Genomic DNA, 24,731 nt, shown 5'->3' with positions numbered 1-24,731 from the left:
TCCTCGCCGGCCGCGGCGTCACCGACGCCGAAGTCCGCGCCCGCTACACCCGCAGCTCCCACCGCGGTGGCTTCTCCCACGGCACCGGCGACCGTGGCGTCTCCCGCCCCGCGCCCGTCGGCGCCGCCCCCGTCCGTCCCGCAGTCGGTCGCCCCGCCGCCGTCCGCTCCGCCGTCGGTCGCTCCGCAGCCGGAGCCGGAACCGGCCAGGACCGCCCCGCAGCCCGAGCCTGAGGGCCCGGCCCAGGAGAGCTGACCGCCCCCTGTACGCGGACGTGCCTCCTCCCCCGCACGGGGGAGGAGGCACGGTCATGGGGCGCTGCGGCAGCAGCCCGGGGCTCAGGCCTGGCCACGGCGGGTGAGCGTGTCGCACGCGACGCCCACCGCGAGGCCGAGGACGATCATGACGACGTAGCTGTAGATCTCGTAGCCGTCGGGTGGGAGGAACCGGACGAAGCCCATGAAGTGCATCCAGTCGAGCCACGCGTGCAGCAGGCCGCTCGCGCCGCCGACGACGAGGACGAAACAGAGCGCACCCCGTCACGGAGGCCAGCGGGGACTTCGGGGACTTCGGTGAGGTGGAGGTCGTGCTCCGACGCTAGGAGCCGGGCGCCGGGCCGGACATCGGCCTGAGGGCTGCGCGCGTTCGTACGTAAGTATTCGGTACGGGACACGGACGCCAGCTCCCGCGCCCGCCCGCGTAGATTCCCAGGACATGCGCCGTATCCACCGACCAGGGGGCGGGCGACTTCGGCCAGGACGCCCGGGCGAGCGCCGCCCGCGCCCGGCTGGCGCTGCTCGCCGGGCGCGAGCGGGACGTGGCCCTGGCCGTCGGGCGGGGCCTGTCCAACGCGGAGATCGGACGGGAGCTCCACCTGGCGCTGCCCACGGTCAAGACCCACGTGTCCCGGATCCTGACCCGGCTCGACCTCGACAACCGGGTCCAGATCGCCCTGCTGGTCCATGACGCGACCCTGCCGGACAGCGGACGGCACTGAACCGTCCGGCCGCCGGTTCCGCCGCGTCCGCGACCGCGCCGGCCGGGCCGCTACCGGGGCTCCCGCCGGCGTGCCGGGCCGGACACGGAGCGTGTCCGGGCCTCCCGCAGGGACACCGGCGGGCGGGAGTGAGACCCTGGCTGCATGGCCCGTAGGGCAGAGAACCCCGACGTCGGCTGGCCCGCGCGGCCGGATACAAGCCTCGCGCTCAATCGCATGGGCACATTCGACTGGGACCTCGACAGTGGTCGGATGTACCTCGATCCCACCGCCCTCGAGGTACTGGACCTGCGCCCGGACGAGTACGACGGAACCCCCGGGGGCCTCCGGACCCGCCTTTCGCCGGGTGAGGAGGCGCGGCTCGACACCAGGGTCGCGCAGGCGATCAAGGACGGCCGAAGCCACTACGGGGCCTACGTCCGCAGCCGCCGTCGCGACGGTTCACCGTCCTGGACCCACATCCAGGGGCACATCCTGCGGGACCCGTCCGGCCGCCCGTACCGCGTCATCGGGATCCTCCGCGACGCCGCCCACGACCCCGGCGAGCCCGGCGCCGCCGGCGAGGAGATGGAGGGCCGGCGCCGGATGACCGGCGTCGTGGAGCGCACCACCGCCATCCTCGCCCACGCCCGCACCGTCAACGATGTGACCGACATCCTCAAGGACCCGCAGGCCCTCGGCCACCTCGGCGCCGTCAGCGTGATGCTGGGCGTCGTCGACGGCGGCCGCATCCACCTGGTCGCCGAGGGCCAGCTCGGCTCGTACGTACCCGAGATCGAGTACACGCGGATCGACGCACAGCTCCCGATGAGCGAGGCCGTACGCACCATGCAGTCGGTCTTCCTCGTCTCCCGGGAGGAGTTCCAGCAGCACTACCCGGACCTGTGGCCGTACATCGAGCCGCTGTCCGTCCGCAGCGGCGTCTATCTCCCGCTGATCGCCCAGGGGCGGCCCATCGGGGCACTCGGGCTGCTCTACACGCGGGACGGCGCATTCACCACCGAGGAGCGGAACCTGCTGATGGCACTCGGCAGCGGGGTCGCGCAGAGCCTCCAGCGGGCCATCCTCTACGAGCAGGAGCACGACCTGGCCGAGGGACTCCAGCGGGCCATGCTGCCCCGCCGGATCCCCGACGTGCCGGGCGCGCGGATCGCCGTACGGTACCGGTCCGCGCGGATGGGCCGGGACATCGGCGGCGACTGGTACGACGTGGTCCCGCTCGGCGAGGGCCGGGTCGGAGTGATGATCGGCGACGTCGAGGGGCACGACACGGACGCGGCCGCCGTCATGGGGCAGCTGCGCATCGTGATGCGCGCCTACATCGTCGAGGGGCACACACCGGGCGCGGCGATGGCCCGGGCGTCGGCCTTCCTGCGCGACCTGGAGACGGAACGGTTCGCCACCTGTACCTACGCCGAGGTGGACCTCACCACCGGGATGGCCCGGCTGGTCCGCGCCGGGCACCTCGACCCCGTCGTGCGGCGCGGCGACGGCAGCGTCCACCGGGTCCAGGTGGCCGGCGGACTGCCGCTCGGCCTGCCGGCCCGCGAGCAGCCGGGCACCGGCTCCGGCTACCCCGTCACCAGCCTCGAACTGCACCCCGGGGACACCCTGCTGCTGTGCACCGACGGCCTGATCGAACGCCCCGGCGCGGAACCGGACTCCGGCATGCGGGAACTCATGGCGGCGGTCCACAGCGGCCCGATCGACGTGGAGGAACTCGCCGACGTGCTGTGCGACCTGGTCGGCGACTCGGGCGGCGGGGACGACATGGCCATGCTCGTCCTGCGCCGCCGAGGCACGCCCGCCCCGCGCGGTGGGGGTCCGCTGCAGCAGCGGCTGGAACCGGGTGACACGAAGGCCCCGGCGCTGGCCCGGCACCTGATCCGGGCGGCGGTGGCCGCCTGGGGTGCGCGGCACCGGGCCGACGAGATCGAACTGGCGGCGGACGAGCTGATGACCAATGCCCTGGTCCACACGGACGGCGGCGGCCACGTCAGCATGCGGCTCACGGCGCAGGGCCGGATCCGGATCGAGGTCGAGGACGGCAGCAGCGCCCTGCCGAGGCGGCGCGAGGCGGGCGACTGGGCGGTCTCGGGGCGCGGGCTGATGCTGGTGGACCGCCTCGCGGACGAGTGGGGCGTGGAGCCCCGGGGCGGTGGGAAGTGCGTGTGGTGCGAGTTCGCCCTGGCCGCCCCGGAGGACGCCGGCTGACGGCCGCCGGGCACGACGGTCCGGACCCGGCACGCCCCCGGGACCCGGGGCCCTGGTGTCCGGAGTCTTGGGATCCGGAGCCCCGGCCCCGCGTCGTCAGAGGCGTACCAGGGTGACCTCGGTGGCCTTCACGCTCGTCCACACCGCGGCGCCGTCCACGATGCCCAGTTCGGCCGCGGCGTCGGGGGTGATCTCGGCGACCAGGTCCGGCGCGGCGGCCGAGGCGATCAGCACGCGCAGCCGGCTGCCGACCGCCGTGATCTCCCGTACGGTGCCCGGCCAGACGTTACGGGGGCTGCCGCTCGGGCGGTCCCGGTGCACCGAGACCGCCTCCGGAGCGATGATCGCCAGCGCCTCCGCCCCCTCGGGCAGCGTCTCGGCGACCACCAGCCGGCCGCCCGCCGCGAGAGTGAGCCCGTCGGCCGACGCCGTGCCCGGCCAGGCGTTGCGGCCGAGCATGCGGGCCACCCACGGCGAACGCGGGTGCCGGGTCACCTCGGTGGGCGGCGCGTCCTGGAGGGCCCGGCCGTCGGCCAGTACGAGGACCCGGTCGGCCAGGGAGACGGCCTCGACGGGATCGTGGGTGACGATGAGGCAGACCCCGCCGAAGCCGGCCAGGTGGGTGCGCAGGGTGTGCCGGACGCGGGCCCGGGTGGTCTGGTCGAGTGCGGCCAGCGGTTCGTCCAGGAGGAGGAGCCGGGGGCGGGCGGCCAGCGCCCGGGCCAGCGCCACCCGTTGGGCCTGGCCGCCGGACAGCTGGGCGGGCCTGCGGTCGGCGAGGTGCAGGACGCCCAGCCGGTCCAGCCAGGCCCCGGCCTCGCGGCGGGCCTCCGCGCGCGGCACCCCGCGGGCGCGCAGCCCGTACGCGGTGTTGGCCACGGCCGTCAGGTGCGGGAACAGCGCCCCGTCCTGCGGTACCCAGGCCACCTGGCGCTTGTGCGGGGGCAGGGCGGTGACGTCGGTGTCGCCGAGCCGTAGTGCGGCGTGGGCGCGCGGGGTGAGGCCGAGCAGGGCGCGCAGCAGGGTGGTCTTGCCGGCGCCGTTCTCGCCGACCACGGCGATGGTGGTGCCGGGTTCGGCGTCGAGGGTCAGCTCGTTGAAACCGGTGACGGTGGCGTGCAGGGGCCAGCGGCCGCTGCCGCGGGGCGCCGCGGTGCCGTCGTCGCCGGTGGTGGTGCGGACGTCGGACGAGGTGGGCGGCTCCTCGGGGACCGGCGCCGCGGTGGCCTCGCGGGCCACCGGGGTGCCCGTCCAGCGTCCGCGCAGCGCGATCAGTACGCCCATGGCGATCGCGAGGAGCAGCAGCGAGACGGAGGTGGCGGCCTCGGGCTCGTCCTGCAGCAGCAGGTACACCTGGAGCGGCAGGGTCTGGGTGGTGCCGGGCAGGTTGCCGGCGAAGGTCATGGTCGCCCCGAACTCGCCCAGCGCGCGGGCCCAGGTCAGCGCCGCACCGGCGATCAGGCCGGGCGCGACCATGGGCAGGGTCACGGTGAAGAACACCCGGACCGGTGAGGCGCCGAGCGAGGCGGCGGTCTCCTCGTAGCTCTGCCTCAGACCGCCGAGGGCGCCTTCGAGGCTGATCACCAGGAACGGCATGGCGACGAACGTGGCCGCGACGACGGCGCCCGAGGTGTGGAACGGCAGGGTGATCCCGAAGGTGCCTTCCAGCCAGGGCCCGAGCAGCCCGCGACGGCCGAAGCCGAGGAGCAGGGCGACACCGCCGACGGTCGGCGGCAGCACCATCGGGAGCAGGACGAGCGAGCGGACCAGGGCCTTGCCCTTGAACTCGACGCGGGCGAGCAGCCAGGCGAGCGGTACGCCGAGGAGCAGCGAGAGGGCCAGGGCCCACAAGGACACGACGAGCGAGAGCTTCAGGGCCTCCACCACGCCGGGGCTGGTGAGGTGGGCACCGAGCTCGCCCCACTGCGTGCGGACGAGGATGCCGATGAGCGGCAGCAACAGGAACGCGACGGCGAGCAGCGCGGGGAGCGCCAGGGCCAACGGGGGCCGGGTGCGGGCCCGGGTGCGGACGCGTGTGCCGCTGCGCGTGCCGGTTCGGCTGCGGAGTCTGCTCATGAGGGTTCCTGGCTGTTCCTGGCTGGGGTGTCGGCTGCGGGGGAAGCGTAGGCGGCCGGAGGCGGGTCCGCGGGCCTGTCCGCGAGAACGCCGAGAGGGGCTGCCTGTCCCCCCCGGTCAGGCAGCCCCTCAGGGGGCGTGCGCGTGCGGCGGTTACGCCTTCTGGAAGCCCGCGTCCTGGAGGATCTTCTGCGCCTCGGGGGTGCTCAGCCAGGCCACCAAGGCGGCCGCGTCCGTGGCGTTCTTGGACTGCTTCAGCGTGGCGGCCGGGTAGGAGGCCACGGCGTTCTGGTCGTCCGGGATCTCCACGGTGACGACCTTGTCGCCGGACTTGGCGGAGTCGGTCTTGTAGACGAGACCGGCGTCGGCCTCGCCGAGCTCGACCTTGCTCAGCACGGCCCGGACGTTGGGCTCCTGGGAGACCGGCTTCACCTCGATTTTCTGGGCGTCGAGGATCTGCTTGCTGTAGCGGCCGACCGGGACCTCGGGCGCGGCGAGCACGACCTTGATCTTGGTGTCGGCGAGGTCCTTGAGCTCGTCGATCTTGAACGGGTTGGCCTTGCCGGCCGCGATGACCAGGCGGTTCTTGGCGATGACGGTGGCGTCGCCGGTCTCGGCCTTCAGCCCGTCCATGGTCTTGGTGTCTGCGGTGACCAGCGCGTCGGCCGGGGCGCCCTGCTTGACCTGGGCCGCGAGCTCCTGCGAGCCGGCGAACGAGAAGGTGATCTTCGTGCCGGGGTGGGTCTTCTCGTACTCCGCGCCCGCGGTCTTGAAGACGTCGGTGAGGGAGGAGGCGGCCAGCACCGTGAGGTTCACGGCCTTCGGCTCGGGGGTCGTGTCGGCAGCGGCCTTCTTGTCGTCGCTCTTGCCGCAGGCGGCCAGCGGTACGAGCAGGGCGGCGGTCAGCGCGGCGGCGGCGGTACGACGGCGGATCAAGATCGGGGACATGAGCAGATGCTCCTCGGTCGGGTCGGCGGCCGGCCTGGTGCCGGAACCGCGCGGTGGTGACCCGCGCCGGTGACGGGCGGAGCGGGTGGGGACGTTCGGTGATGCCGAGCGGGTGGTGCGGGGACCGCGGGGGTGGACCGGACGGCGGGCGGCGCCGTCCGGATCAGGTGCGGTCGATGTGCACGCTGGTGGACTTCACGCGGGCGGTGGCCTGCATGCCGACCTCCAGCCCGAGCTCCTCGACGGCCTCACGGGTGAGCAGGGAGACCAGACGGTGGGGACCTGCCTGGATCTCGACCTGGGCGGCCACGTCGCCGAGTTTGACGGCCGTGACGATGCCGGGAAAGGCATTGCGCGCCGAGGTGTACGGCTCCCCGTCCTCGATGTGGGCACCCTGGCCCACCTCGACGGAGAACGCGGCGAGGTCGCGTCCGTCGATCAGGCGTCGGCCGCCTTCGTCGCGATGGGTCACGACCCGGCCGGCGTCGGCCCAGCGGCGGGCGGTGTCCGGGCTGACGCCCAGCAGACACGCCGCCTGTCCGATGGTGTAGGACTGCATGGGCGACAACGTAGGGCCACCAGTGGCGCATTTGCAATCCTCTTGGCCTGATCTCCATGGCAGATGCCATACTTCTTGGTTCATCTGCCAAAACTCATTCCGTTCCGCCGTGCCCGGCTCGCTAGAGTCGGGGGCATGGCTGATGAGGGAACGGGAACTGGAACTGGGACGGGCACGGTGCGGGTCGACGCGTGGATCTGGTCCGTGCGCCTGACCAAGACCCGCTCGATCGCGGCGACCGCCTGCCGGGCGGGCCACGTGAAGGTCAACGGGGAGCGCGCCAAGCCCGCGCAGCCCGTGCGCGCGGGGGACGAGGTGCGGCTCTTCCACGCGGGGCGCGAGCGGATCGTCGTCGTCAAGCGGCCCGTGTCCAAGCGGGTCGGCGCACCGGTCGCCGCCGAATGCCTGATCGACAACAGCCCGCCGCCGCCGACGCCTGTGGAGGCCGCCGTGGTCGGCATCCGCGACCGGGGAGCGGGCCGCCCGACGAAGCGCGAGCGCCGCGAGATCGAAGTCCTCCGCGGACGTCCGTAGAGGTCTCCCCGCAAGGTCCCGGCCGGTCGGCCCGCCCGCGACGCCCGCGGTCGGGCCCTCAGGGTCCCCGCCCTCCGGCGTCCAGGCCTTGCGGTCAGGTCTTGCGGTACGTGTACGCGTCGGCGGCGGACGCCGCGACCGCCGCCAGGGGGGCTCCGGTGGACGCGGTCACCACCGCCGCCACCGCGCCCTCGACGAATGGTGCGTCCAGCAGCTGCGACCCCGGCGGGAGTTCGTCCTCCATCAGCAGGGCCTTCACCGTCAGCACCGAGCTGCCCAGGTCGGCCAGCAGGCCCACCCCGGCGCCCCGGTCCACCTCCCGGGCGGCCGCGAGGATCCGCTCCGTGCTCGTGCCGAGCCCGCCGAGGGCCGTGCCGCCCGCCGCGGCCACCGGGGCCACGGGTCCGCCGGCCGCCAGTTCGCGCGCCAGCTCGGCCACCGCCTCCGCGACCCGCGCGCTGTGCGACACCAGCACGATGCCGACCGGGGCCGGGCCGGAGCCAGAGTCGGAGCCTGAATCGGAGTGGGAGCCGGTGCCAGGCGCCGCGTGCCCGCCCGTCATCGCGCACCCGCCGATTCCGCCACGTCGGCCAGCGCCCCCAGCAACAGCGCCGATGAGGTCGCCCCCGGATCCTGGTGGCCGATGCTCCGCTCGCCCAGATAGCTGGCCCGCCCCTTGCGCGCCTGCATCGGCACCGTCGCCAGCGCCCCGTTCTCCGCCGCGCTCCCGGCCGCCCGGTACGACGTACCCAGCGCGGCCACCCCCGGCACCAGCGCGTCCAGCATCGTCTTGTCGCCGGGCGCCGCCCCGCCCAGCTGCGCCACTGCCCCGACCCCCTCGGACAGGGCCTCACGCAGTTCCTCGTCGGACACCTCGGCCGACTCGCCGAGCGCCTTGCCCGTGCGCCGCAGCAGCGTCCCGTACAGCGGCCCCGATGCCCCGCCGACCGTCGAGATCAGCGTCCTGCCGGCCAGCTGGAGCACCGCGCCCGGCGTCGCCGCCGTCGGCTCCGCCTCCAGGGCGGCGAGCACGGCCGTGAAGCCCCGCAGCAGATTGCTCCCGTGGTCGGCGTCGCCGATGGGGGAGTCGAGCTCGGTCAGCCGGTCCGCCTCCCGCTCCACCGCGGCCGCGGCGGCCGCCATCCAGCGCCGGAAGAACTCTGCGTCACGCACCGGATCTCCTCGCCTCGCACCCGTCTGGTCAGTCCCACCGACACCATACGTTCACAGACCCCAGCGCAGCGCCGCGGTCCGGACGGGCGCGTCCCGCAGCCGCAGCACCTCCTCGCCGGCCCGGCGCAGCGTCACCGAACACCCGCCATGTCCAGCGACGTGACGTAGTTTCCGACGGGCGCCCGCGCCACCGGCACGCCGCGTTCGGCCGGCACTTGCACCACCTCCGCGTGGAACCCGTACAGCTCCAGCAGCGGCGCTACCGGCGGCAACGGGGCGCTTTCGCGGGTCGAACGCGGAGATGAAGGCCGCAGCGCGCCGTAGGGACGAGCAGGTAAGGCGCCCCTGGACCTGTGATCTCGTCGCCTGGTGTTGAGGCCACCGAGAACGGGTTCGCGTGAATCGTTTGGGAGCCCTCGGTGCGGACATATGCATAGCGTAAGGCGTTTAAGGGGACGATATGGGCGCTGGTGAGAAAGCGAAGGCTGAGATAGAACGAGTTGCGGGAAGGGCTGTGAAGAAGGCAGCCCATGCCATGGGCAAGGAGACGCTGGCCGCCAAGGGCGCCGCTCTGGAAGCCCGGGGCAATGCCCGGCGCGTCAAGGAGAAGGGCAAGGATGCGTTGAGTTGACGGCGTCGGATCGTTGGTCGTTGGACGTGGTCGAAGGTGTTGACGCGGGTAGCGGCTCGCAGGCGTTGGCTCCGCCGCGATGACGCGGAAAGAGACAGGAAGGAATTATGGGCATAATTGCTTGGATTCTTATCGGGCTGTTCGCGGGCATCATCGCCAAAATGCTGATGCCCGGGAAGGACCCGGGCGGTATTATCATCACCATATTGATAGGAATCGCGGGCGGCCTGCTCGGCGGGTGGCTCGGTAAGGTGATTTTCGGAGTTGACTCCATCGACGGCTTCTTCGAGATCTCGACGTGGGTCGCCGCCATCGTCGGCTCCCTCATCCTCCTCGGCATCTTCCGCCTCTTCAGGAGTGCTAGGCACTAGCAGGAAACGGCAACCGTATGCCGGTCCCTATGCCGGTCCCTTTGATACGCGAAACGGCTTCCCTGCGCGAGCGGGCGAAGCCGTTTCCTGCGTTCACCGCACGCACGGCTGACTGTGGTCCGAGCCGGGTGAGGTCAGCGCTGCGAGCGGTTGCCCCCTGCCGGCGGACGCAATCGAACCCGGCATCCCCGCCCGAGCGTGTCGCGGGCGTCTGTAACCCATGCAGGACGCGCTTCATCTTGCGGCGCAGTGCCCGTCGAGCGGCCCACACCGTCACTCGCAAACCCCATGCTGTCAGTCGCAAGAGGATCCGACCCACGAGAGGTCGTCGCATCCAGCGAACAAGCGCCCAACCCCGTCTCCATCTATTTCGGTGCCGCCCCGGGGTGAACTTCACGCTTGCCTCCCGCAGCTACGGGCCGGCGCCTCGTGTCGTCGGCAGGACCAATTCCGAATCAATGGGAGAACCCTCTGTAAGTCCCTGTGTGCCACCTACCCGGTTTCAAACAGCGGGAACGCGAGCAGGCCAACCAGGGTGCCGACGACCGCATGGGCGAAGCAGCGCGCATAAGGGAAACCCTCGCGGATGGCATGCCCGGCGGGCTACACGGTGCGGGTGACGGTGACCACGACGGTGACGGGCGCCGCCCTGCCGTGCTGGGCCAGGTAGGAGGTGGCGGCCGTGCGCACGCTTTCGCGGACCCGTCGGGCGACGTCGACGACGCGGTGGTCCTTGTCCAAAATGCAGCGCACCTCCAGGTACCAAGCCCCGACCGGGGTGAGTTCGCAGTGGACGCCGGTCGCCTGCTGGCGCCCGGTGGTACCTGCGGCCACGATTTCGTACACGCGGGAGGCCGCGAGTGCCAGCCGGTCGGCGAGCGCGGGCTGGAGGGCGACCACGCCGGGAACGTCGAGGGCGGCCCGGGCTGCCGCTCGGTGGATGTTCTCGCAGTGGGAGACGTTCATGGTCCGCTCAGTTCGGACCACGCGTCACCAGGTACGCGGGGGTGTCCCAGCACGGCGCTGACTTCCACGTCGACGGTGGTGACGGCGAGGCCGAGCACGTGTTCGGCCGCGTGGAGGACGGCTTGGCGTACTGCCTCGGCTCGCCCTCGCAGCGGCTGGTCGAGCGTGGCTGCCACCGTGATGACCACGACATGGACGGCGCGGTCGTCCTTCGCCGCGGCCACGCGGCAGCTGGCGGCGCGGATGCCGGCGACGGTGTCGGCGGCCCGGCGCAGCACTTTCGCGGCCGCGCTCTCGGCGATGCGCAGGTCGTGACCGGCGTCGTCGAGCAGCAGCATGGTGCCGAGCCGTACCTCGCTGCGGACCGCGTTGATGACCCGGGTGGCGAGGCTGCGCCCGTCGGGTTGTTCCTCGGCGCGCAGAGCACGGGTCGCCCGGTCCAGGGCTGTCAGCCCTTCGATGGCCTCGAGGCAGTGGGGACAGCGGCTGCTGTGCGGGTCCGAGGTGCCGCCCGCGCCGCGGGCCTGTTGCCAGACACGGCCGAGGGGGCGTCCGCAGGGCAGGAGTTCCGCACCCGCCAGCAGTTCCGCGTCGGAATGCAGCGGCGCTTCGGCCGTTATGGCACTCACGCCCGCGGGCTCGTCGCCGGAGGCCGGATGCGGGTCGTCTAGCGCCATGGGCGCATCGCCTCCATCAGAGCGCGTCGTGCGCGAAAGAGTCTGCCGCGCACTGTTTGTTCACTGCTGCCCACCACGTGGGCGATCTCTTCGTAGTGCAGGCCGTGCAGTTCCCGCAGCACCCAGCACACCCGGAGCTCGGGGCCCAGTGCCAGGAGCGCTTGGGTCAGGGCGGCCGTCGCCGCGTCCGTCTCGGCCACCTTGGGCGGTGAGCTGCTCGCATCCGCGGCAGCGGGTTCGGGGACGGTGTCCAGGGACAACGGACGGGGCCGGCGGCGCAGAGCGTTGAGGCAGCGGTTCGTCACGATGCGATACATCCAGGTGCTGAACGAGGCGCTGTGCCGGAATTCCGGCAGCCGCCGCCAAGCACTGATGAAGGCATCTTGGACCGCGTCCTCTGCGTCCGCCCGGTTGCCGAGCAGATGCTGGGCGAGGGCGAGCAGGCGGCTGCTGTGCCGGCGGACCAGGACGGCGAAGGCGTCTTCGTCGCCTTCCGAGGCTCGTATGGCCAGGACGCCGTCGTCCAGTGCGCCGACACCGTCCTGCTCCGCGGTGACGCCGGCGATCGGCAGCGCTGCCGATCGCAGAGGGAGGTCTGCGCCACGCTGGGGGGAGGGGTCGGTCCGGTTGCGCATCCGCCGCTCGCTTCCTTCCGAAGACGCTCGTTGCGGGCTGCGTACGTACTCCTCGATGGTAGGCGGGCCGCCCCGCGCGAGCCGCGTGAGGAATGTCCACGCGAGGTGTCCTAAGCATGAGGGGCGCCGCATCGGCGCCCGACATCCACCCTGGGGAGGCCCTCATGTCGGACACCATCAACCCCACCTCAGGCGGAGGCGCGTCCCGTCCTGCGGGCAAGACCCTCACGGGCCCCACCGGCGCCGGAACCGCGCCCGAGTCGCGGGGCCGGACGACCATCGCCGACAGCGTGGTCGAGAAGATCGCGGGAATGGCCACTCGCGAGGTGCCGGGCATCCACAGCCTCGGCTCCGGCATGGCCCGGACGCTCGGGGCGGTCACCGACAAGGTCCCCGGCGGCCGTCCCAGCGTGAGCCGCGGCGTGAAGGTCGAGGTGGGCGAACGGCAGGCCGCCGTCGATCTCGACGTGGTCGTGGAGTACGGCGTAGCCATCGTGGACATCGCCGCCGAGGTACGCACCAGCGTCATCACCGCTGTCGAACGCATGACCGGCCTTGAAGTTGTCGAGGTGAACATCGCCGTCGACGACGTCCACCTGCCCGACGAGGAGGACGAGGACGAAGTCGAGGGACGTGTGCAGTGACTCCTCGCAGCCCCCGGACTCAGCGGGCCGCGAAACAACCGATGTGAAATTCAGGTGAGTGAAATGAGCGCAGCAACCGTGGGGCTGATTGCCGGCATGGCCCTGGGCTTCGCCGCATTCTTCGGCGGCTTCTGGGCGTTCCTGCTCGTGGCGTTCCTGGGCCTGGTGGGTCTGATCATCGGCCGCATTTTGCAGGGTGACCTGGAGCTGTCCGACTTCACGCGTTCCCGGAACCGGCAGTGACCCCGCAACCCGAGGCTGCGCCGCAGGGCGGTGCAGCAGCTCCCACCCGGTTGGCGCTGCCGGCGGCCGAACGCGGGGCCACGGTGATCCCGGACAAGGTGGTCGCCCGCATCGCGGCCCGCGCCGCGAAAGAGGCCCTGGCCACGGCCACGGACACCTCGGGCGCTCACGCGAAACTGGCCGGTCCGCGCGCCTCGGTCACCGTCAGCAGCGGCATGGCCCGGTTGGGACTGACTCTGGACCTGCCCTACCCGGTGGACCTCGCCGGCGTCTCCCGCCGGCTACAGCAATACGTCAGTGAGCGGGTGGCTCACCTGACCGGTATGCGCGTCACGGAAGTCACCCTTGCCATCGAGCACCTGATTCCCGCCGACGGCCTGGAGCGCCGCCGCGTGCAGTGAACCGGACCGCATTCCCACCGGGAAGGAGAGCCGGCATGGAACGCGAGCAAGACCCCTTGGCCGAGAAGGAGCCCACCGCGACGGACGAGGCCACCTCCCGCACGTCGGGGCTGCCGGACGAGCGTCCTTCGGCCGGACCGCGCACGGCTGCTCGGCGCCCCTGGTCCGCGCGCCGTATACCCGCGGCACTCACAGCCCTGATCATCGCGGGCGCGGCGGGAACCCTCCTGTTCGACGTCATCAGGGTCCGTGCCGGCCAGGCTGCCGCAGGCTGGCGCATACGCCTGGCCGACGAACTGGCTGCCCGCCCGCTGGATGACCCGGCGCTGCAGATCGGGGCCGCCGCCATCGCCGTTATCGGCCTCTGGCTGATCATCCTGGCCCTGAGCCCGGGCCTTCGCCACCAGCTGCCCCTTGAGACTCCCGACGCGCAGATGCGCGCCGTACTGGACCGCGAGGCCGCTGAACTGAAGCTGCGGGATGCCGCGATGCGCGTCCCCGGGGTCAGCGCTGCCAAGATCCGGGTCTTCCAGCACCGCGTCAAGGCGCGCGCGGATGTGCGATTCCGCGCCCCCGTCGACGTCAAGGCCGATCTCCTGGCCGCCCTGCAAGAGGCCCTCGACCGACTCGCCCTCGCACGCCCTCCGACGCTCGACGTCCGGGTACGCCCACGTCGCAAGTAGTCACGCCTGGGCCGTCCGCCGCCGAGCAGAAGGCAGAAGGGGATCCGATGAAAAGAAAATCCGCAGTCAATCGAGTTCTGCTGGCCCTGGCAGGCATCGTCCTGCTCGGCGGAGGCCTCATGATCCTGGCGGGCGGCTTCGACCTGTACCGACGCGGGTCACTGACACCACCCGGCGGGTGGCCCCTGACCTCTCCCGACGACATCCTGCTCGCCGACGCCGACCGCACCCGCTGGACAGACGAAGGATGGTGGTGGCCCGCAGTCATCGCCGTCCTGGCCATCGTCACCCTGCTCGCCGTGTGGTGGCTGCTGGCGCAGGTGCGCCGCACTCACCCCGGCGCCCTGTCCGTCGGAGGAGCCCACCCCGTGGACGGAGTGGAACTGCGCGAGGGCGCCCTCGGCGACGCTCTGGCCGCCGACACCCGGCACCTGCCCGGTGTGCACCAGGCCCACGCACGGATGGACGGCTCGTCGAGCCATCCCGAAGCCCATGTCGCCCTCACCCTCACGCCCGACGCCGAGCCCGGCCCCGTCCTGCAGGCGCTGCGCGACGGGCCGCTGGAACGGGCCGGCCAGTCCACGGGTCGGACCCTGCCTGCAAAGGCGCACCTGCGGTTGACCCCGCACAAACCCCACCGTGCCGAATAGGAATCCTGCCCGCGGTCCAGAGCGCGAGCTGACAGCGGGGTGGCGCGTGGGGCTCTCACCGGACATCACAGGAACCGGCGGGCACCTGGGTGGGCCGTGCAGCCGCCGTATCGTCCCTCTTTATGCTGCAATGCCACGAAATGCGTATCTGCTCTTGCGGGGGGTAGGAGCTGAGCAGTCTTGCACTGCCAAGCGCGAGCGGCCGGGAGGTGAGGCAAATGGGCGCAGGTAAGAAGGTCAAGAACGTCGGCAAGACGACCAAGGGCAAGGTGAAGGAAGCCACGGGCAAAGCAGTGGGGAACGAGAGCCTGGAGGCCAAGGGGCAGAGGGAGCAGATGCTGGGTGACGCGAAGCAGGCAGCCCAGAAAGCCAAAGACACACTGAAGCACTGACACGCCGAGGTGAGCTGGTGCGCGAGGTGATATGGGGGTGAGGGCCGGCGGGAGATCTCCCGCCGGCCCTCACACGCGTCGATCGCTGCTGTCGAGGGACGGCTTCACGCGGGCTGCCGGTGCCGGCGTCGGCGAGGCGGAGCTGGCTCGTCGTCCTCCTCCTCTTCCTCCTCCCCTTCCTCCTCGTCCAGTTCCTCCTCAGGTTCCTCTTCTTCCTCTTCCTCAGGTTCCTCTTCTTCGTCTTCCAGTTCCTCGTCGCCGTACTGGGCGTCCCCGTCTTCGCCCTGTTCCTGGCCGTCCGTGTCCTCCTCCTCGTCCTCCTCGGAGGCGCCGTCCTCGTACTCGCCTTCCTCGTACTCGCCTTCCTCCGGCTCTTCGGCCTCTTCTTCTTCGAGGGCTTCTTCGTGTGTCTTGACGACCTCGCCGTCGCGGATCTCGCCACGCCAGCCTTCCGGTTCGTCGGTGGTGAGCATGGCGTGGCGCAGGAAGTTCTTCAGATCCAGGCGCAGTCGGCGGCCCTGGGCACGCCACAGGTTGCCGGTCTTTTCGAACAGTCCTGAGGGGTAGTACTCGACGACGATGACGATGCGGGTCAGCGACGGGGCGAGTTCGTGGAAGGTGACGCAGCCGCGGGTCGTTCCCTTGGCGCCCTGAGAGGTCCACACGATGCGGTCGTCGGGTACCTGTTCCTGGACGGTTGCCTTGAAGCTTCGCGTTGAGGGACCGACCTTGACTTTCCAGTCACTGGTGGTGTCGTCGTCGCGGGAGACGTCGCGGACGCCTTTGGTGAATCCGCTGAAGTCCTCGTACTGCGTCCAGTGGTCGTAGACCGTGCGCAACGGCAGGCCGACGTCGAGGGCCTCGACGATGTTGACGATTTTGCCGCCACTGCTCTTGCGGCCGCGGCCTTTGCCGCCACCGAACGCTTCAGTGACCTTGTCCTTGAGGTTGCCGAGCTTCTGGCCGGCGAACGCTTTCAGGGGGGAGTCGCCCTGCAACATCCGGCTCCCGATGCCGGCGACGTCCGAGAGGCTGCCGTTGTTGTCGGCGACGTCGTAGAGCTGGCCGGTGACGTCGGAGAGCTTGTCGGTCGCCTTGTCGGCCAGTTGGTCGGCTTGGGCGGCGAGGTATCCCGTGAGTTCCTTCAGCAGCTTGTCCATCCCGGAGAGGGACTCCGACGAGCCTGTGCGGTCTGAGGTTGCCATGGCCTACCTCCGCGTGGACGGCTTGCGCGCCGCCGTCTTCTTGGCGGCCGTCTTGCGTGCCGGGCTGCGGCCTGTGGTCTTCTTGGCGGTGGCCTTGGTGGCAGCGCTCTTGCGTGCCGGGCTCTGGGCTGTGCTCCGCTTGCGCGGCGGGGCGCTGGTCTTCTTCGCGGCCGCCCTGCGCGGGGCGCTCTTCTTGGCGGGCGCGGCCTTCTTTGCCGGCCGGGCGCCGGCGGTCTTCTTCGCCGCCGTCTTCCTGGCGGGGGAGGACTTCTTCGCCGCGGCCTTCTTCGCGGGTGCGGCCTCCCTGGCGGGCGCTGTCTTCTTCGCGGGCGTCCTCTTTCCAGGGGCGGCCTTCTTTGCGGGTGCCGCCTTCTTCGCAGGTGCTGACTTCTTCGCCGGGGTGGGGCGCCGCGCGGTCCTTCGGGCGGGTGCCGCGGTCTTGCCGCTGCGTGCCCGTGCCGAGGTGCGAGTCCGGCGCGGTGGCGGGGGAGGCTCCTCCTCTTCTTCCTCCTCCGGCTCTTCCTCTTCCTCCTCCTCTTCCTCTTCCTCGGGTTCCTCCTCCTCGGCCTCCGGTCCCTGCTCGCCCTCTTCCTCCTCGTCCTCCTCCTCGACCTCGTCCTCGGGCTCGTCCTCGGGCTCGGCGTAGGCCTCCTCGTCCTCGCCCTCTTCCTCCTCCTCGTCCTCGTACGGTTCCTCGTCCTCGTCCTCGCCCTGCTCATCCTCGTCCTGACCGCTGCGGGTGAGCTCGAGGGTGCGCTCGTGCAGTACGCCGGCGAGGTCGGCAAGCTTCCGGTTGGCCGCGACAGCCAACGCTTGCTTGCCGGCGTCGAGAGCTTCTCCGCGCAGCTGCTCGGCAAGTTCTTCGAACTGTGGCATCTCCTTGAGCCGGGAGGCGCCTTCCTTGAGCAGCTGTCCGGGTTCGAGCCCGAAGCGGCGACCGGCGAGATAGGTCGCCACGGTGAAGGCCAAGCGGCCCTTCTTCGTTCGGCCGAGCATGTATCCGCCAGCCACAGCGGCTGCTAGCGCGATCTTGGTGGTGTCCTCCATGATCATCCCCTGCCAGGGCGCTTTCGGTCTGGGTGGTGTCGCCCGGGGGCAGTGGATCGGCGCGTACGCACTGCCCGCCGACGAGAAGGAGGTCCGGCCGGAGGCCGTCCCCGAAAAGGCTTCTGCCCCGATATGGGGCTTATACCTGGCTTTGGTGACATTCTAGTTTCTGTGAGGCCGTCTCCCCAAGGGAGGGCCATATGGCCGCAGCGGAACCTGCACGCCCCCGGCGGGGCTCTTCGCGCGTCGCCGGCGAAGGGCAGGACAGGGAAGGGCCCAGGCGCGCTGCGCCCCGGCGCCGTTCCGGAAAGACGGGCGCGGCGGCGGCGATGCGTGCCGCGGCGCAGCAGCTCGCTGAACTGCTGGGTCGGCTTCCGGATTCTGTCTCCTCGCTCAAGCCGACCGAGGACGGCTGGGAGGCGCAGGTGGAAGTGGTGGAGCTGGAACGCATCCCGGACACCACCAGCGTGATGGCCAGCTATCGGGTCGCGCTGGACGAGGACGGCGAGTTGATCTCCTACGCACGCACCCGCCGCTACACCCGCGGCATGATCGACCGGCCGACCTGAGCGCAGGCCGGCCGGCGGAAGGAGGCGCCATGACCATGGTGCCGCAGGGCGGTGGCCCCGTCGCCCGAGGGCAAGGAGGGGGCACGAGCAGCCTCTACGACGTCCTGGAACTCATCCTCGACCGCGGGCTGGTCATCGACGTCTTCGTCCGCGTCTCCCTGGTGGGCATCGAACTCATCAAGATTGACGCGCGGATCGTCGTCGCCAGCGTCGACACCTACCTCCGCTTTGCGGAGGCCTGCAACCGCCTCGACCTGGAAGCAGGCCGCAAGGCCCCCGCCCAGCTTCCCGACGTCATGGGGAACATGATGGAAGGAGGGGCGCGCGGGAAGAGCAAGGGAGCCATCAGCGGAGCCGTTGATGCCGTCACCGATTCCCTGACGGGTAAGTCCTCCAAGTCCAAGGAGCCGGAAGAAGAGGAAGAGGCGGAGGAAGAGGCACCCAGGAGGCGCCGCCCTGCCGCCCGGCGTCCCGTACGGCGGGAGAAGGAGTAACCAATGCCGCTCTACGTGTACTCGATCGCCGCGAAGGACCACCCCCACCAGCTGGACGGCATAAGCGGCGTCGGCTCCGATCCCTCCCCGCTGCGCACGGTCACTGCCGGCCCCCTGTGCGCGGTGGTCAGCGACATCGCCGAGGAGATCCGGCCCAAACGCCGCGACCTGAACGCCCACCAACAGGTCCAAGAGCGGCTGATGGCCGACGGGGTGATCCTGCCGCTGCAATTCGGCTACATCGCCACCGACGACCTCGCGGTCCGCCAGGCCCTCGAGTCCAACGCGGAGAGCTACCTCGGGGCCCTGGGGCGTCTGGAGGGGTGTGCCGAGTACCACGTCAGGGCCTCGCAGGCCGATGAGGCACCCCTGTTGCAGCAGATCCTTCAGGATGTGCCCGAGGCGAGCGACCTCAATGACCGGATCCGCGGCGGAGACCGGGATCCGGGCCTGCCGCTCGCCCTGGGCGAAATAGTCGCTCGCGAGGTGCAGGTACGGCAGGAGGCCTTGGCGGCCGGACTGACCGAGGCGCTCGTCCCCTTCTCCCGCGAATACCTGGCCCACCCGCCCTCGGGGAGCGACTTCCTCAACCTCTCTCTCCTCGTGCCCGACGAGCACAAGAAGGCCCTGAGTACCGCGGAAGCAAACCTGGCACGGGAGATCGGCAGCGACGTCGACCTGCGCTTTTCTGGACCGCTGCCCCCCTACAGCTTCGTTCAGTGATCACCACACCCACGGAAGGGGAACGCTATGGGACTCCTGACTCACCTGCTGACGCTCCCCGTCGCACCGGTACGCGCTGTCACCTGGGTCGCCCAGCGCGTGGTCGACCAGGCGGAGGAGGAGTACTACGACCCCGCTCCGATCTGGCGCGGGCTGGCGGAGCTGGAGCAGCAGCTGCTGCGCGGAGAGATCGATCAGGAGACCTTCGACCGCCAGGAGGACGAGCTGATCGACCGCCTGGAAGAGATCGCAGCGTACCGGCAGCAGCTGCCCTCAGTCGAAGAATGAGGGGCCACCGTGACCGAACCTCTGCCCGGCCGACCCGGAAGCTTCGCCTCCCGCGCGCCGATGCCATACGGGCAGTCCTCCACCTCCAGCCTCGCCGACATCCTCGAGCGAGTCCTGGACAAGGGGATCGTCATCGCCGGCGACATCCGTATCAACCTCCTCGACATCGAGCTACTGACCATCAAACTCCGCATCCTGATCGCTTCCGTGGACAAGGCCAAGGAGATGGGCATCGACTGGTGGGAGCACGACCCCTCCCTGTCGTCCCGGCACACGGGCAGTCCGCTGGAACAGGAGAATCGTCGGCTGCGTGCCGAACTCGACGCCCTCCGTGGCCGACTCGAACCCGGTGCGCACGACGAAGAAGAGGTCCCGGGCGAGGAACCGGGTGGCCGACCGGCCAGCCGACGGCGGAAGGGCCCTTCGTGAACACCCCCGGCAGCCTCACGTACGTCTACGCGGTCACCCACCGGACGGGCCCGCTGGGCGACGCCCTCGCCGGCCTGCACGGCATCGGCCAGGCGCCGCTCAGGATTCTTCCGCTCACCACCGACACCACCGATCCCGCCCCCAGTCCCTCGCTCGCGTCGCTCGTCTTCGTGGCCAGCGACGTACCCGAACAGGACTTCAACGAGACCGCCCTCAAGAACCACTTCGAGGACCTGGACTGGCTCGAGTACGTCGCGCGCACCCATCACGATGTAGTCCAGGCCGTCGCCGCCCAGGCCCCCGTCCTGCCCCTGCGCATGGCGACCGTCTACCAGGACGACCACCGGGCCCGGCTAGCGCTCTCTGCCCGACAGGGCGTCTTCGGTCAGCGTCTCGACCAGCTGCGCGCCCACACCGAGTACGGGGTGAAGATCTACCTCACGCCCGAGGCCACCCAGCCCCCTCCCGAGGCCCCCGCCCCGGCCGCCAGCCCGGGCAAGGCCTATCTGCAGGCCCGCAGGGCCCAGCGCCACTCCCGGGACGCCGTCTATCAGCAGGCAGAGCGGGCTGCCGAGACCATCGAGGCCATCGCCTCCCGCCATGCCACCCAGCGTGTACGACATGCACCCCAGCGCGGCGGACTCACCGGTCCCCAGGAGAACGTCTTCAACGACGCCTATCTCATCCCCGACGACCAGGCAGGGCAGTTCCAGGCTGCCATCGCCGACGCCGCCCTGCGCTTTCCCGACCTGCGCATCGACGTCACCGGCCCCTGGGCTCCCTACTCCTTCGCCATGACGGCACCCGGCCCGACCGACGCCCCCGAGCCGCCACCATGACCGTCAGCGAACACGGCGAGCCCCTGCCCGGCCGCCAGGTCGCCCTCGTCGACCTCCTCGACCGGCTCCTGAGCGGCGGAGTCGTCCTCACCGGCGACATCGTCCTGTCCATCGCCGACATCGACCTCGTCCGTATCTCCCTGCGCGCCCTCATCGTCTCCGTCAGCTCCGAGATCGCCCCCGCCGGGGCACAGGAGGGCGGACGCGATGAGCCTTGAACACCCCCCGCCCCCGCACCCCCGGCCCGGCCGAGTCCAAGACCTCGGTGACAGCCTGTCCCAGGCCTTCCGGCTCATCCAGGCACCCCCCGACCCTCACGACAAACCCGCCCGCCCCGCCCACCGCCTGACAACCGACCCGGACGCCGTCGGAGAAGACCTCCTGAAGCTTGTCCTCACCATCATTGAGCTGCTGCGCCAGCTCATCGAACGCCAAGCCCTGCGCCGCGTCGATGCCGGCGATCTCACCGACGAACAGGAAGAAGAACTCGGCGCCACCCTCCTCGCCCTCCATGACAGCCTCGCCGACCTTTGCGAAGAACATGGCTACGCACTGGAGGACCTCAACCTCGACCTCGGCCCCCTCGGCCCCCTCCTTCCGCCCCGCGCCTGATGCCCCCCGACCACCTGCACGCACGGCGGCCCAGCAGTGCCCCTTCCTCGGCACCCGAGCTGAAAGCTGAACGGGCGGGCTGCGGGCGGCCTCGCGCTCAGTGGGACACGAGCAGGTCCAGCTCGGCCTGGTACAGCAGGGCGGGGTCGCATGCCATGCCGGCGAAGTGACCGCTGAGTTCCAGGGAGAGCACCCCGTGCAGCCGGGTGCGGAAGGAGATGGCCAGGCGCTGCGCCGACGCCGTCTCGGCCCGCCCTGCCGACTGCTCAGGGCCATCCGCCAGTGGGTTCTCGGGCGTACTCGCGGGCGCGTCCGGTGCATCGGCACAGGCATCGGTGAGTATGCCCATGATCTCCGCCGCCAACGCGGCGACGTCAGCGGGGGCGCGGTATCCCGGCACCGGAGGTCCGTAGACGAGGAAATACCGCTGCGGGTCTTCGAGCGCCCATATACGCAGAGCCTGTCCGAGGCCCGCAAGATCCCCTTTTCCCTGGGCAGCCGCATTCCTGAGTGCCCCCACCAGGCTCTGGTAGGCGTCATGAACCAATTCTGTGAGCAATTCGTCGCGGCTCGTGAAATATCGGTAGAGTCCTGTGCCGCTCAGGCCCATGAGCCTGGCGATCCCGTTGAGGGAGAGCGCGGACGTTCCGGCAGCAGTGATCTGCTCCCAGGCCCGATTTTTGATCTCTGAACGAACCTGCTGGCGGTACCGCTCACGGGGGGTAGTCGTCGAAGCTGCTTCACCCATGACAGCCTCCTCCTCGCGAGTTACACCCTATCGCTCGCGAGGGAGTGCTGTGGCAAGGAAAACAGCCCCGCCTCCAGGGGTTCTCGTCCCGTCGGACGCCACCGGTCCGAGGAGGCGCGCACGAGCCGGACGGGCGGGATTGCCCCAGGATTCAGCGCTTGAACTTGTGCGTTGGCGACCGAGCCGGAATACGACATACGAGGGCCGACAGTCGGCGGATCACGGCAGTGTGCCCAATACGTGGGAAGCTGGTTCGGCCACTTCCCCATGCACGCCGACGAGGAGGAGCGACCACCCTGCATGCGGCCGAATCTCGGCATTTCGACGATTCAGTCCCCAGGGATCGGCGACGGCAGAGACACCGGACCGCAAGCCCGGAGGCGCGGGAGTACGACATGCCGAACAACCCCGGCCTGAAGATCGGAGCGAGGCTGTACGACGCGACCTACTACCAGGGGAACGCTGTCACGGTGCGCCCCGATGGATGGGACACGGGTGAGGGCGCCGTCGTGTACTCCCTCGCTTACCTCGGGTTGCGGCGCCTCGGCTCCCTGCAAGCCCCCCTCGAGGCCGCTGACTCCGACAACCCGTTCCGCCAGGCCATCGGCTGCGTCACCCATGTCACCGTGTGGGCGTACAGGCCCGACGCCTGGCCGGATCACTTGGACGAGCACGGAACGACCTGGCAGCAGTACAGCGCTGATACCGCCGACCTCGGCACCTGGGCGGCGAGAACCAAGTACGTACGCGTCTGGCAGCAGGCCAATGACGGAGTATTCGACTTGGACCTGCTCACCGAGGACAGCTTCAGGGCTCCGATCACCATCATGGAGTGACGAGGACACTTGAACTCGTCGGTCTTCTTTCCTGCTGCGCTGGGCCTAGGCGCGCTGGTCGTCACCGCCGGCGATGGGGATCTGGCGCGGCTTGGATTCACCTGCCTTGGAGATCCGGACCGTCAGGACGCCCCTGTCGAGAGTGGCCTCGGTCTTGTCGCCGTCGATACCCCCGGACAGGCTGGCGCGGTAACAGAACCTGCCTTTGCGCTGGGTGAGCACCTTGTCGGACCTCTTGTCGAGCTCGCCGGTGATGCACAGATCGTTGCCGTTCATCTCCACGGTGATGTTCTCGCGGGGAATACCAGGCATCTCGGCCTTGATCACGTACGCGTCCTCGGTCTCCTCCTCTTCGGTCAAGGGTGTCCACCCCTGACTGGCCTGGGCGAGGGTCGCCTGCTCCAGGAAGTGGCCCATTTGGTGCCGCATGGACCCGAAAGGATGCCGGGGATCCAACCAGCCCGGGCTGGGGCGGCGCCACGTGGTGTCGCCGGAACTCCGTCGAACCGAGAAGTTCATGACAGTATCCCCGCTCCCTCGTCCGATTTGGTGTATATACACCAATTGGGTGGGTAATGGTATCTTCCTGCACGATACGTCTTCCCGATCCCCGGCCGCCATGCGTACCGGAGCGAGCCAGGACGATCGGCGAGGCGGCCGCGAAACGTCGCCGCAGGACGATGTCCCTGCGGCGGGGATCAGGGACTGCCTCAGGCGTCAGCGGAATCGAGACTGGATCGTGAAGCGTCTCCTGGGTACGTGCCCTCTGCAGCCAAAGTGACTGTCGCCGCCCGATGTTTGCCGGACCTCAACTGGTGGCGTTGGTCGAGGAGATGTCCGCAGGAGCGGACTGACCGTCACGATCATCGGTGAGGCCAGGCGCGGTTGACGCCGACGGCGTGGCGCAACAGGTCCCGCCCTGCGGTAGGCCGGACAATGCAGCGCTGGTGCGGGGGCAGGTGCAGCAACTCGGTTCCGCCGAGCCGGAGTTCGGCGAGCGGCTGGGGGTGAGACCGAGGAGGGCGGGTGCGTAGCAGGGTCCTCTTGCGGGCGTTGTGCTCGCCGGTGACGGCGATGGCGGTGCCGGGGTCGGCGTGGAGGGGGCGCGCTGGTTGGAGCCGTCACCTCGACGTGTCACGTTTCTGGGCGGGTTCTCTCTGCCCAGGGGCGACCTCCCGAGGGGGCTGCGGAGCGTCCGTTCGGGTGGCGTTACTCCTTCGCCGACGGTAAGTGCCGCTGAAGGTGAGTCTGTCCGTGCTGTGCTGTGGCCACGGCCCGAAGGTGGTCGTTCGCGGGCCCGCCCGCTGTTTGCGGCAGGCCCGCCCCCAACAGCGAAGGAGGACTGATGTCACGTCAACGCAAGGACCGGCGAAGCCGGAGCACGATCGGCCAACTACTGGCCTCTGCAGTCTTGTTGACTGTGGCTTTGCTGAATGCCTCCGAGGCTGACGCCGCTACGGTGCACTCCAGACCGAACCGTGACTGGGACGCCATCGCACGGTGTGAATCCGGTGGAAACTGGCGGGCGAACACCGGCAACGGCCATTACGGCGGATTGCAGTTCACCCAGTCGAGTTGGAACGCGGCAGGGGGCCGCAAGTACGCACCACGCGCGGACCTCGCCACCAAGGCGGAGCAGATCGCGACAGCGAGGAGACTCGCCAAGATCCAGGGCATGAGGGCTTGGACCTGCGCACGCCGCTGATGAAAGGCACCCTCCGCCAGGAGGGCGGGCCGCCCTGTAGGGGGAGCTCCAGACTGGACGCGCCGACGGTCAGTTCTTGTTGCCGATCGCGTCCATCTTCTCGCCGAACCCTCTCCGGTGGTTGGGGCATAGCCACCGGCCTTCGTCGGCTGTGACCGCGACCTCGGTGGCCCGCGACCTCGGCGGCCTGTGTGGCTGCTGGGTCTCACTCTGTGGGTGGCCGCCCGGAGGCGCGGCGGGAGCTCGGAGATGCTGAAACGGTTACACCATGGTCGCCGGCGTCGGCGCCGGCGACCAAGGCCCGGATCTTGGCCGGTGGCGTGGAGGTCCTCTTGGCCGTCGGTACCGGCTCCCGTGCCCGTTGCGCGGCCCTGCGGCCCTCGTTGGGAATCGTGGGAGTTGCCCCCCCGTGATCCGGAAGCCTTGAGAAGGCTGCGACGCG

At 70.4% G+C, this 24,731-nt stretch carries 32 protein-coding genes and 2 pseudogenes; 20 read left to right on the top strand and 14 right to left on the bottom strand.

Annotated features, from left to right (window positions below; genetic code table 11):
- Positions 1-338 precede the first annotated feature (338 nt).
- Positions 339-461, bottom strand: coding sequence for a hypothetical protein (locus ACZ573_RS20285; RefSeq protein WP_471305933.1), 123 nt, complete (start codon positions 459-461; stop codon positions 339-341).
- Between the two features lie 290 nt (positions 462-751).
- Here ACZ573_RS20285 and ACZ573_RS20280 point away from each other — a divergent pair.
- A pseudogene (locus tag ACZ573_RS20280) lies at positions 752-997 on the top strand (response regulator transcription factor); the annotation flags it as partial.
- A 216-nt stretch (positions 998-1,213) separates the two neighbouring features.
- Positions 1,214-3,211 carry a SpoIIE family protein phosphatase gene (locus ACZ573_RS20275; RefSeq protein WP_471305930.1) on the top strand — a complete coding sequence of 666 codons (1,998 nt, stop codon included), beginning with the start codon at positions 1,214-1,216 and terminating at the stop codon, positions 3,209-3,211.
- Between the two features lie 96 nt (positions 3,212-3,307).
- Here the strand turns inward: ACZ573_RS20275 and ACZ573_RS20270 are convergent, their stop codons facing one another.
- From ACZ573_RS20270 to ACZ573_RS20260, 3 genes are all read right to left on the bottom strand, one after another.
- Positions 3,308-5,287, bottom strand: coding sequence for an ABC transporter permease (locus ACZ573_RS20270; protein ID WP_471305927.1), 1,980 nt, complete (start codon positions 5,285-5,287; stop codon positions 3,308-3,310).
- Positions 5,288-5,440: 153 nt separating this feature from the next.
- Positions 5,441-6,235, bottom strand: a complete 795-nt coding sequence (gene modA / locus ACZ573_RS20265) for a molybdate ABC transporter substrate-binding protein (protein WP_471305924.1) — start codon at positions 6,233-6,235, stop codon at positions 5,441-5,443.
- 163 nt (positions 6,236-6,398) lie between these two features.
- Positions 6,399-6,794 carry a TOBE domain-containing protein gene (locus tag ACZ573_RS20260; RefSeq protein WP_471305921.1) on the bottom strand — a complete coding sequence of 132 codons (396 nt, stop codon included), beginning with the start codon at positions 6,792-6,794 and terminating at the stop codon, positions 6,399-6,401.
- 135 nt (positions 6,795-6,929) lie between these two features.
- On the opposite strand from ACZ573_RS20260, the gene ACZ573_RS20255 reads away from it, so the two are divergent.
- The gene (locus ACZ573_RS20255) at positions 6,930-7,328 is read left to right on the top strand and encodes an RNA-binding S4 domain-containing protein (protein ID WP_471305917.1); all 399 of its coding nucleotides are present in this window, start codon (positions 6,930-6,932) and stop codon (positions 7,326-7,328) included.
- Positions 7,329-7,422: 94 nt separating this feature from the next.
- Here the strand turns inward: ACZ573_RS20255 and ACZ573_RS20250 are convergent, their stop codons facing one another.
- The 3 genes and pseudogenes from ACZ573_RS20250 to ACZ573_RS20240 form a co-directional block, all read right to left on the bottom strand.
- A complete protein-coding gene (locus ACZ573_RS20250; protein ID WP_471305914.1) occupies positions 7,423-7,797 on the bottom strand; it encodes a PTS-dependent dihydroxyacetone kinase phosphotransferase subunit DhaM in 375 nt (124 codons plus the stop codon).
- Between the two features lie 89 nt (positions 7,798-7,886).
- Positions 7,887-8,501, bottom strand: a complete 615-nt coding sequence (dhaL, locus tag ACZ573_RS20245; RefSeq protein WP_471305911.1) for a dihydroxyacetone kinase subunit DhaL — start codon at positions 8,499-8,501, stop codon at positions 7,887-7,889.
- A gap of 51 nt (positions 8,502-8,552) precedes the next feature.
- Positions 8,553-8,758 (bottom strand): annotated as a pseudogene (locus ACZ573_RS20240) (dihydroxyacetone kinase subunit DhaK); the annotation flags it as partial.
- A 481-nt stretch (positions 8,759-9,239) separates the two neighbouring features.
- Here ACZ573_RS20240 and ACZ573_RS20235 point away from each other — a divergent pair.
- The gene (locus ACZ573_RS20235) at positions 9,240-9,503 is read left to right on the top strand and encodes a GlsB/YeaQ/YmgE family stress response membrane protein (RefSeq protein WP_471305908.1); all 264 of its coding nucleotides are present in this window, start codon (positions 9,240-9,242) and stop codon (positions 9,501-9,503) included.
- A gap of 603 nt (positions 9,504-10,106) precedes the next feature.
- On the opposite strand, the gene ACZ573_RS20230 is transcribed toward ACZ573_RS20235, so the two are convergent.
- The 3 genes from ACZ573_RS20230 to ACZ573_RS20220 are packed head-to-tail and all read right to left on the bottom strand — an operon-like array spanning position 10,107 to position 11,781.
- Positions 10,107-10,469: a hypothetical protein gene (locus ACZ573_RS20230; protein WP_471305905.1), complete on the bottom strand. Its 363-nt coding sequence runs from the start codon at positions 10,467-10,469 to the stop codon at positions 10,107-10,109.
- Entirely contained in the window at positions 10,466-11,146 is a 681-nt protein-coding gene (locus ACZ573_RS20225) for an Asp23/Gls24 family envelope stress response protein (protein ID WP_471305902.1), read from the bottom strand. The genes ACZ573_RS20230 and ACZ573_RS20225 overlap by 4 nt, the downstream gene beginning before the upstream one ends.
- Positions 11,137-11,781 (bottom strand): RNA polymerase sigma factor, encoded by a 645-nt coding sequence (locus tag ACZ573_RS20220; RefSeq protein ID WP_471305899.1) that lies wholly within the window; start codon positions 11,779-11,781, stop codon positions 11,137-11,139. The genes ACZ573_RS20225 and ACZ573_RS20220 overlap by 10 nt, the downstream gene beginning before the upstream one ends.
- A 164-nt stretch (positions 11,782-11,945) precedes the next feature.
- On the opposite strand from ACZ573_RS20220, the gene ACZ573_RS20215 reads away from it, so the two are divergent.
- The 6 genes from ACZ573_RS20215 (at position 11,946) to ACZ573_RS20190 (ending at position 14,794) form a co-directional block, all read left to right on the top strand.
- Positions 11,946-12,425 carry an Asp23/Gls24 family envelope stress response protein gene (locus ACZ573_RS20215; RefSeq protein ID WP_471305896.1) on the top strand — a complete coding sequence of 160 codons (480 nt, stop codon included), beginning with the start codon at positions 11,946-11,948 and terminating at the stop codon, positions 12,423-12,425.
- A 63-nt stretch (positions 12,426-12,488) separates the two neighbouring features.
- The gene (locus ACZ573_RS20210; protein ID WP_079407354.1) at positions 12,489-12,668 is read left to right on the top strand and encodes a hypothetical protein; all 180 of its coding nucleotides are present in this window, start codon (positions 12,489-12,491) and stop codon (positions 12,666-12,668) included.
- Positions 12,665-13,069, top strand: coding sequence for an Asp23/Gls24 family envelope stress response protein (locus ACZ573_RS20205; RefSeq protein ID WP_471305893.1), 405 nt, complete (start codon positions 12,665-12,667; stop codon positions 13,067-13,069). Before ACZ573_RS20210 ends, ACZ573_RS20205 begins: the two co-directional genes overlap by 4 nt.
- A gap of 35 nt (positions 13,070-13,104) precedes the next feature.
- Positions 13,105-13,752: a DUF6286 domain-containing protein gene (locus ACZ573_RS20200; RefSeq protein WP_471305890.1), complete on the top strand. Its 648-nt coding sequence runs from the start codon at positions 13,105-13,107 to the stop codon at positions 13,750-13,752.
- Between the two features lie 47 nt (positions 13,753-13,799).
- Positions 13,800-14,402 carry an Asp23/Gls24 family envelope stress response protein gene (locus ACZ573_RS20195; RefSeq protein ID WP_471305888.1) on the top strand — a complete coding sequence of 201 codons (603 nt, stop codon included), beginning with the start codon at positions 13,800-13,802 and terminating at the stop codon, positions 14,400-14,402.
- A gap of 218 nt (positions 14,403-14,620) precedes the next feature.
- Entirely contained in the window at positions 14,621-14,794 is a 174-nt protein-coding gene (locus tag ACZ573_RS20190; RefSeq protein WP_471305885.1) for a CsbD family protein, read from the top strand.
- Positions 14,795-14,898: 104 nt separating this feature from the next.
- Here the strand turns inward: ACZ573_RS20190 and ACZ573_RS20185 are convergent, their stop codons facing one another.
- Both ACZ573_RS20185 and ACZ573_RS20180 read right to left on the bottom strand, forming a co-directional pair.
- Positions 14,899-15,999, bottom strand: a complete 1,101-nt coding sequence (locus ACZ573_RS20185; protein WP_471305882.1) for an SRPBCC family protein — start codon at positions 15,997-15,999, stop codon at positions 14,899-14,901.
- Positions 16,000-16,002: 3 nt separating this feature from the next.
- Positions 16,003-17,046 (bottom strand): histone protein, encoded by a 1,044-nt coding sequence (locus ACZ573_RS20180; protein WP_471305879.1) that lies wholly within the window; start codon positions 17,044-17,046, stop codon positions 16,003-16,005.
- A 200-nt stretch (positions 17,047-17,246) separates the two neighbouring features.
- Between ACZ573_RS20180 and ACZ573_RS20175 the strand changes: the two genes are divergently transcribed.
- The 8 genes from ACZ573_RS20175 to ACZ573_RS20140 are packed head-to-tail and all read left to right on the top strand — an operon-like array spanning position 17,247 to position 21,000.
- Positions 17,247-17,615, top strand: coding sequence for a gas vesicle protein GvpO (locus tag ACZ573_RS20175; protein WP_471305876.1), 369 nt, complete (start codon positions 17,247-17,249; stop codon positions 17,613-17,615).
- Positions 17,616-17,644: 29 nt separating this feature from the next.
- On the top strand, positions 17,645-18,109 hold the full coding sequence (locus ACZ573_RS20170) for a gas vesicle structural protein GvpA (protein ID WP_471305874.1): 465 nt from the start codon (positions 17,645-17,647) through the stop codon (positions 18,107-18,109).
- 3 nt (positions 18,110-18,112) lie between these two features.
- Positions 18,113-18,832 (top strand): GvpL/GvpF family gas vesicle protein, encoded by a 720-nt coding sequence (locus tag ACZ573_RS20165; RefSeq protein ID WP_471305871.1) that lies wholly within the window; start codon positions 18,113-18,115, stop codon positions 18,830-18,832.
- 27 nt (positions 18,833-18,859) lie between these two features.
- Positions 18,860-19,120 carry a gas vesicle protein GvpG gene (locus ACZ573_RS20160; protein WP_471305867.1) on the top strand — a complete coding sequence of 87 codons (261 nt, stop codon included), beginning with the start codon at positions 18,860-18,862 and terminating at the stop codon, positions 19,118-19,120.
- A gap of 9 nt (positions 19,121-19,129) precedes the next feature.
- On the top strand, positions 19,130-19,549 hold the full coding sequence (locus ACZ573_RS20155; RefSeq protein WP_471305864.1) for a gas vesicle protein: 420 nt from the start codon (positions 19,130-19,132) through the stop codon (positions 19,547-19,549).
- Positions 19,546-20,388, top strand: coding sequence for a GvpL/GvpF family gas vesicle protein (locus ACZ573_RS20150; RefSeq protein WP_471305862.1), 843 nt, complete (start codon positions 19,546-19,548; stop codon positions 20,386-20,388). The genes ACZ573_RS20155 and ACZ573_RS20150 overlap by 4 nt, the downstream gene beginning before the upstream one ends.
- Positions 20,385-20,606 carry a gas vesicle protein gene (locus ACZ573_RS20145; RefSeq protein ID WP_266479387.1) on the top strand — a complete coding sequence of 74 codons (222 nt, stop codon included), beginning with the start codon at positions 20,385-20,387 and terminating at the stop codon, positions 20,604-20,606. Before ACZ573_RS20150 ends, ACZ573_RS20145 begins: the two co-directional genes overlap by 4 nt.
- On the top strand, positions 20,596-21,000 hold the full coding sequence (locus ACZ573_RS20140) for a gas vesicle protein K (protein ID WP_471305858.1): 405 nt from the start codon (positions 20,596-20,598) through the stop codon (positions 20,998-21,000). The genes ACZ573_RS20145 and ACZ573_RS20140 overlap by 11 nt, the downstream gene beginning before the upstream one ends.
- Positions 21,001-21,097: 97 nt before the next feature.
- On the opposite strand, the gene ACZ573_RS20135 is transcribed toward ACZ573_RS20140, so the two are convergent.
- Complete coding sequence (locus ACZ573_RS20135; protein ID WP_471305856.1) at positions 21,098-21,748, bottom strand: TetR/AcrR family transcriptional regulator; 651 nt, start codon at positions 21,746-21,748, stop codon at positions 21,098-21,100.
- Between the two features lie 395 nt (positions 21,749-22,143).
- Between ACZ573_RS20135 and ACZ573_RS20130 the strand changes: the two genes are divergently transcribed.
- Complete coding sequence (locus tag ACZ573_RS20130; protein ID WP_471305854.1) at positions 22,144-22,584, top strand: hypothetical protein; 441 nt, start codon at positions 22,144-22,146, stop codon at positions 22,582-22,584.
- A 45-nt stretch (positions 22,585-22,629) separates the two neighbouring features.
- Here ACZ573_RS20130 and ACZ573_RS20125 read toward each other — a convergent pair whose 3' ends face one another.
- Positions 22,630-23,013, bottom strand: coding sequence for an Hsp20/alpha crystallin family protein (locus ACZ573_RS20125; protein ID WP_471305851.1), 384 nt, complete (start codon positions 23,011-23,013; stop codon positions 22,630-22,632).
- A gap of 916 nt (positions 23,014-23,929) precedes the next feature.
- Between ACZ573_RS20125 and ACZ573_RS20120 the strand changes: the two genes are divergently transcribed.
- Positions 23,930-24,289, top strand: coding sequence for a transglycosylase family protein (locus ACZ573_RS20120; RefSeq protein WP_471305848.1), 360 nt, complete (start codon positions 23,930-23,932; stop codon positions 24,287-24,289).
- The last annotated feature ends 442 nt before the right edge of the window (positions 24,290-24,731 follow it).

Source organism: Streptomyces sp. NPDC040545, assembly GCF_055595065.1.
This window is presented reverse-complemented; position numbering and strand designations above follow the sequence as displayed.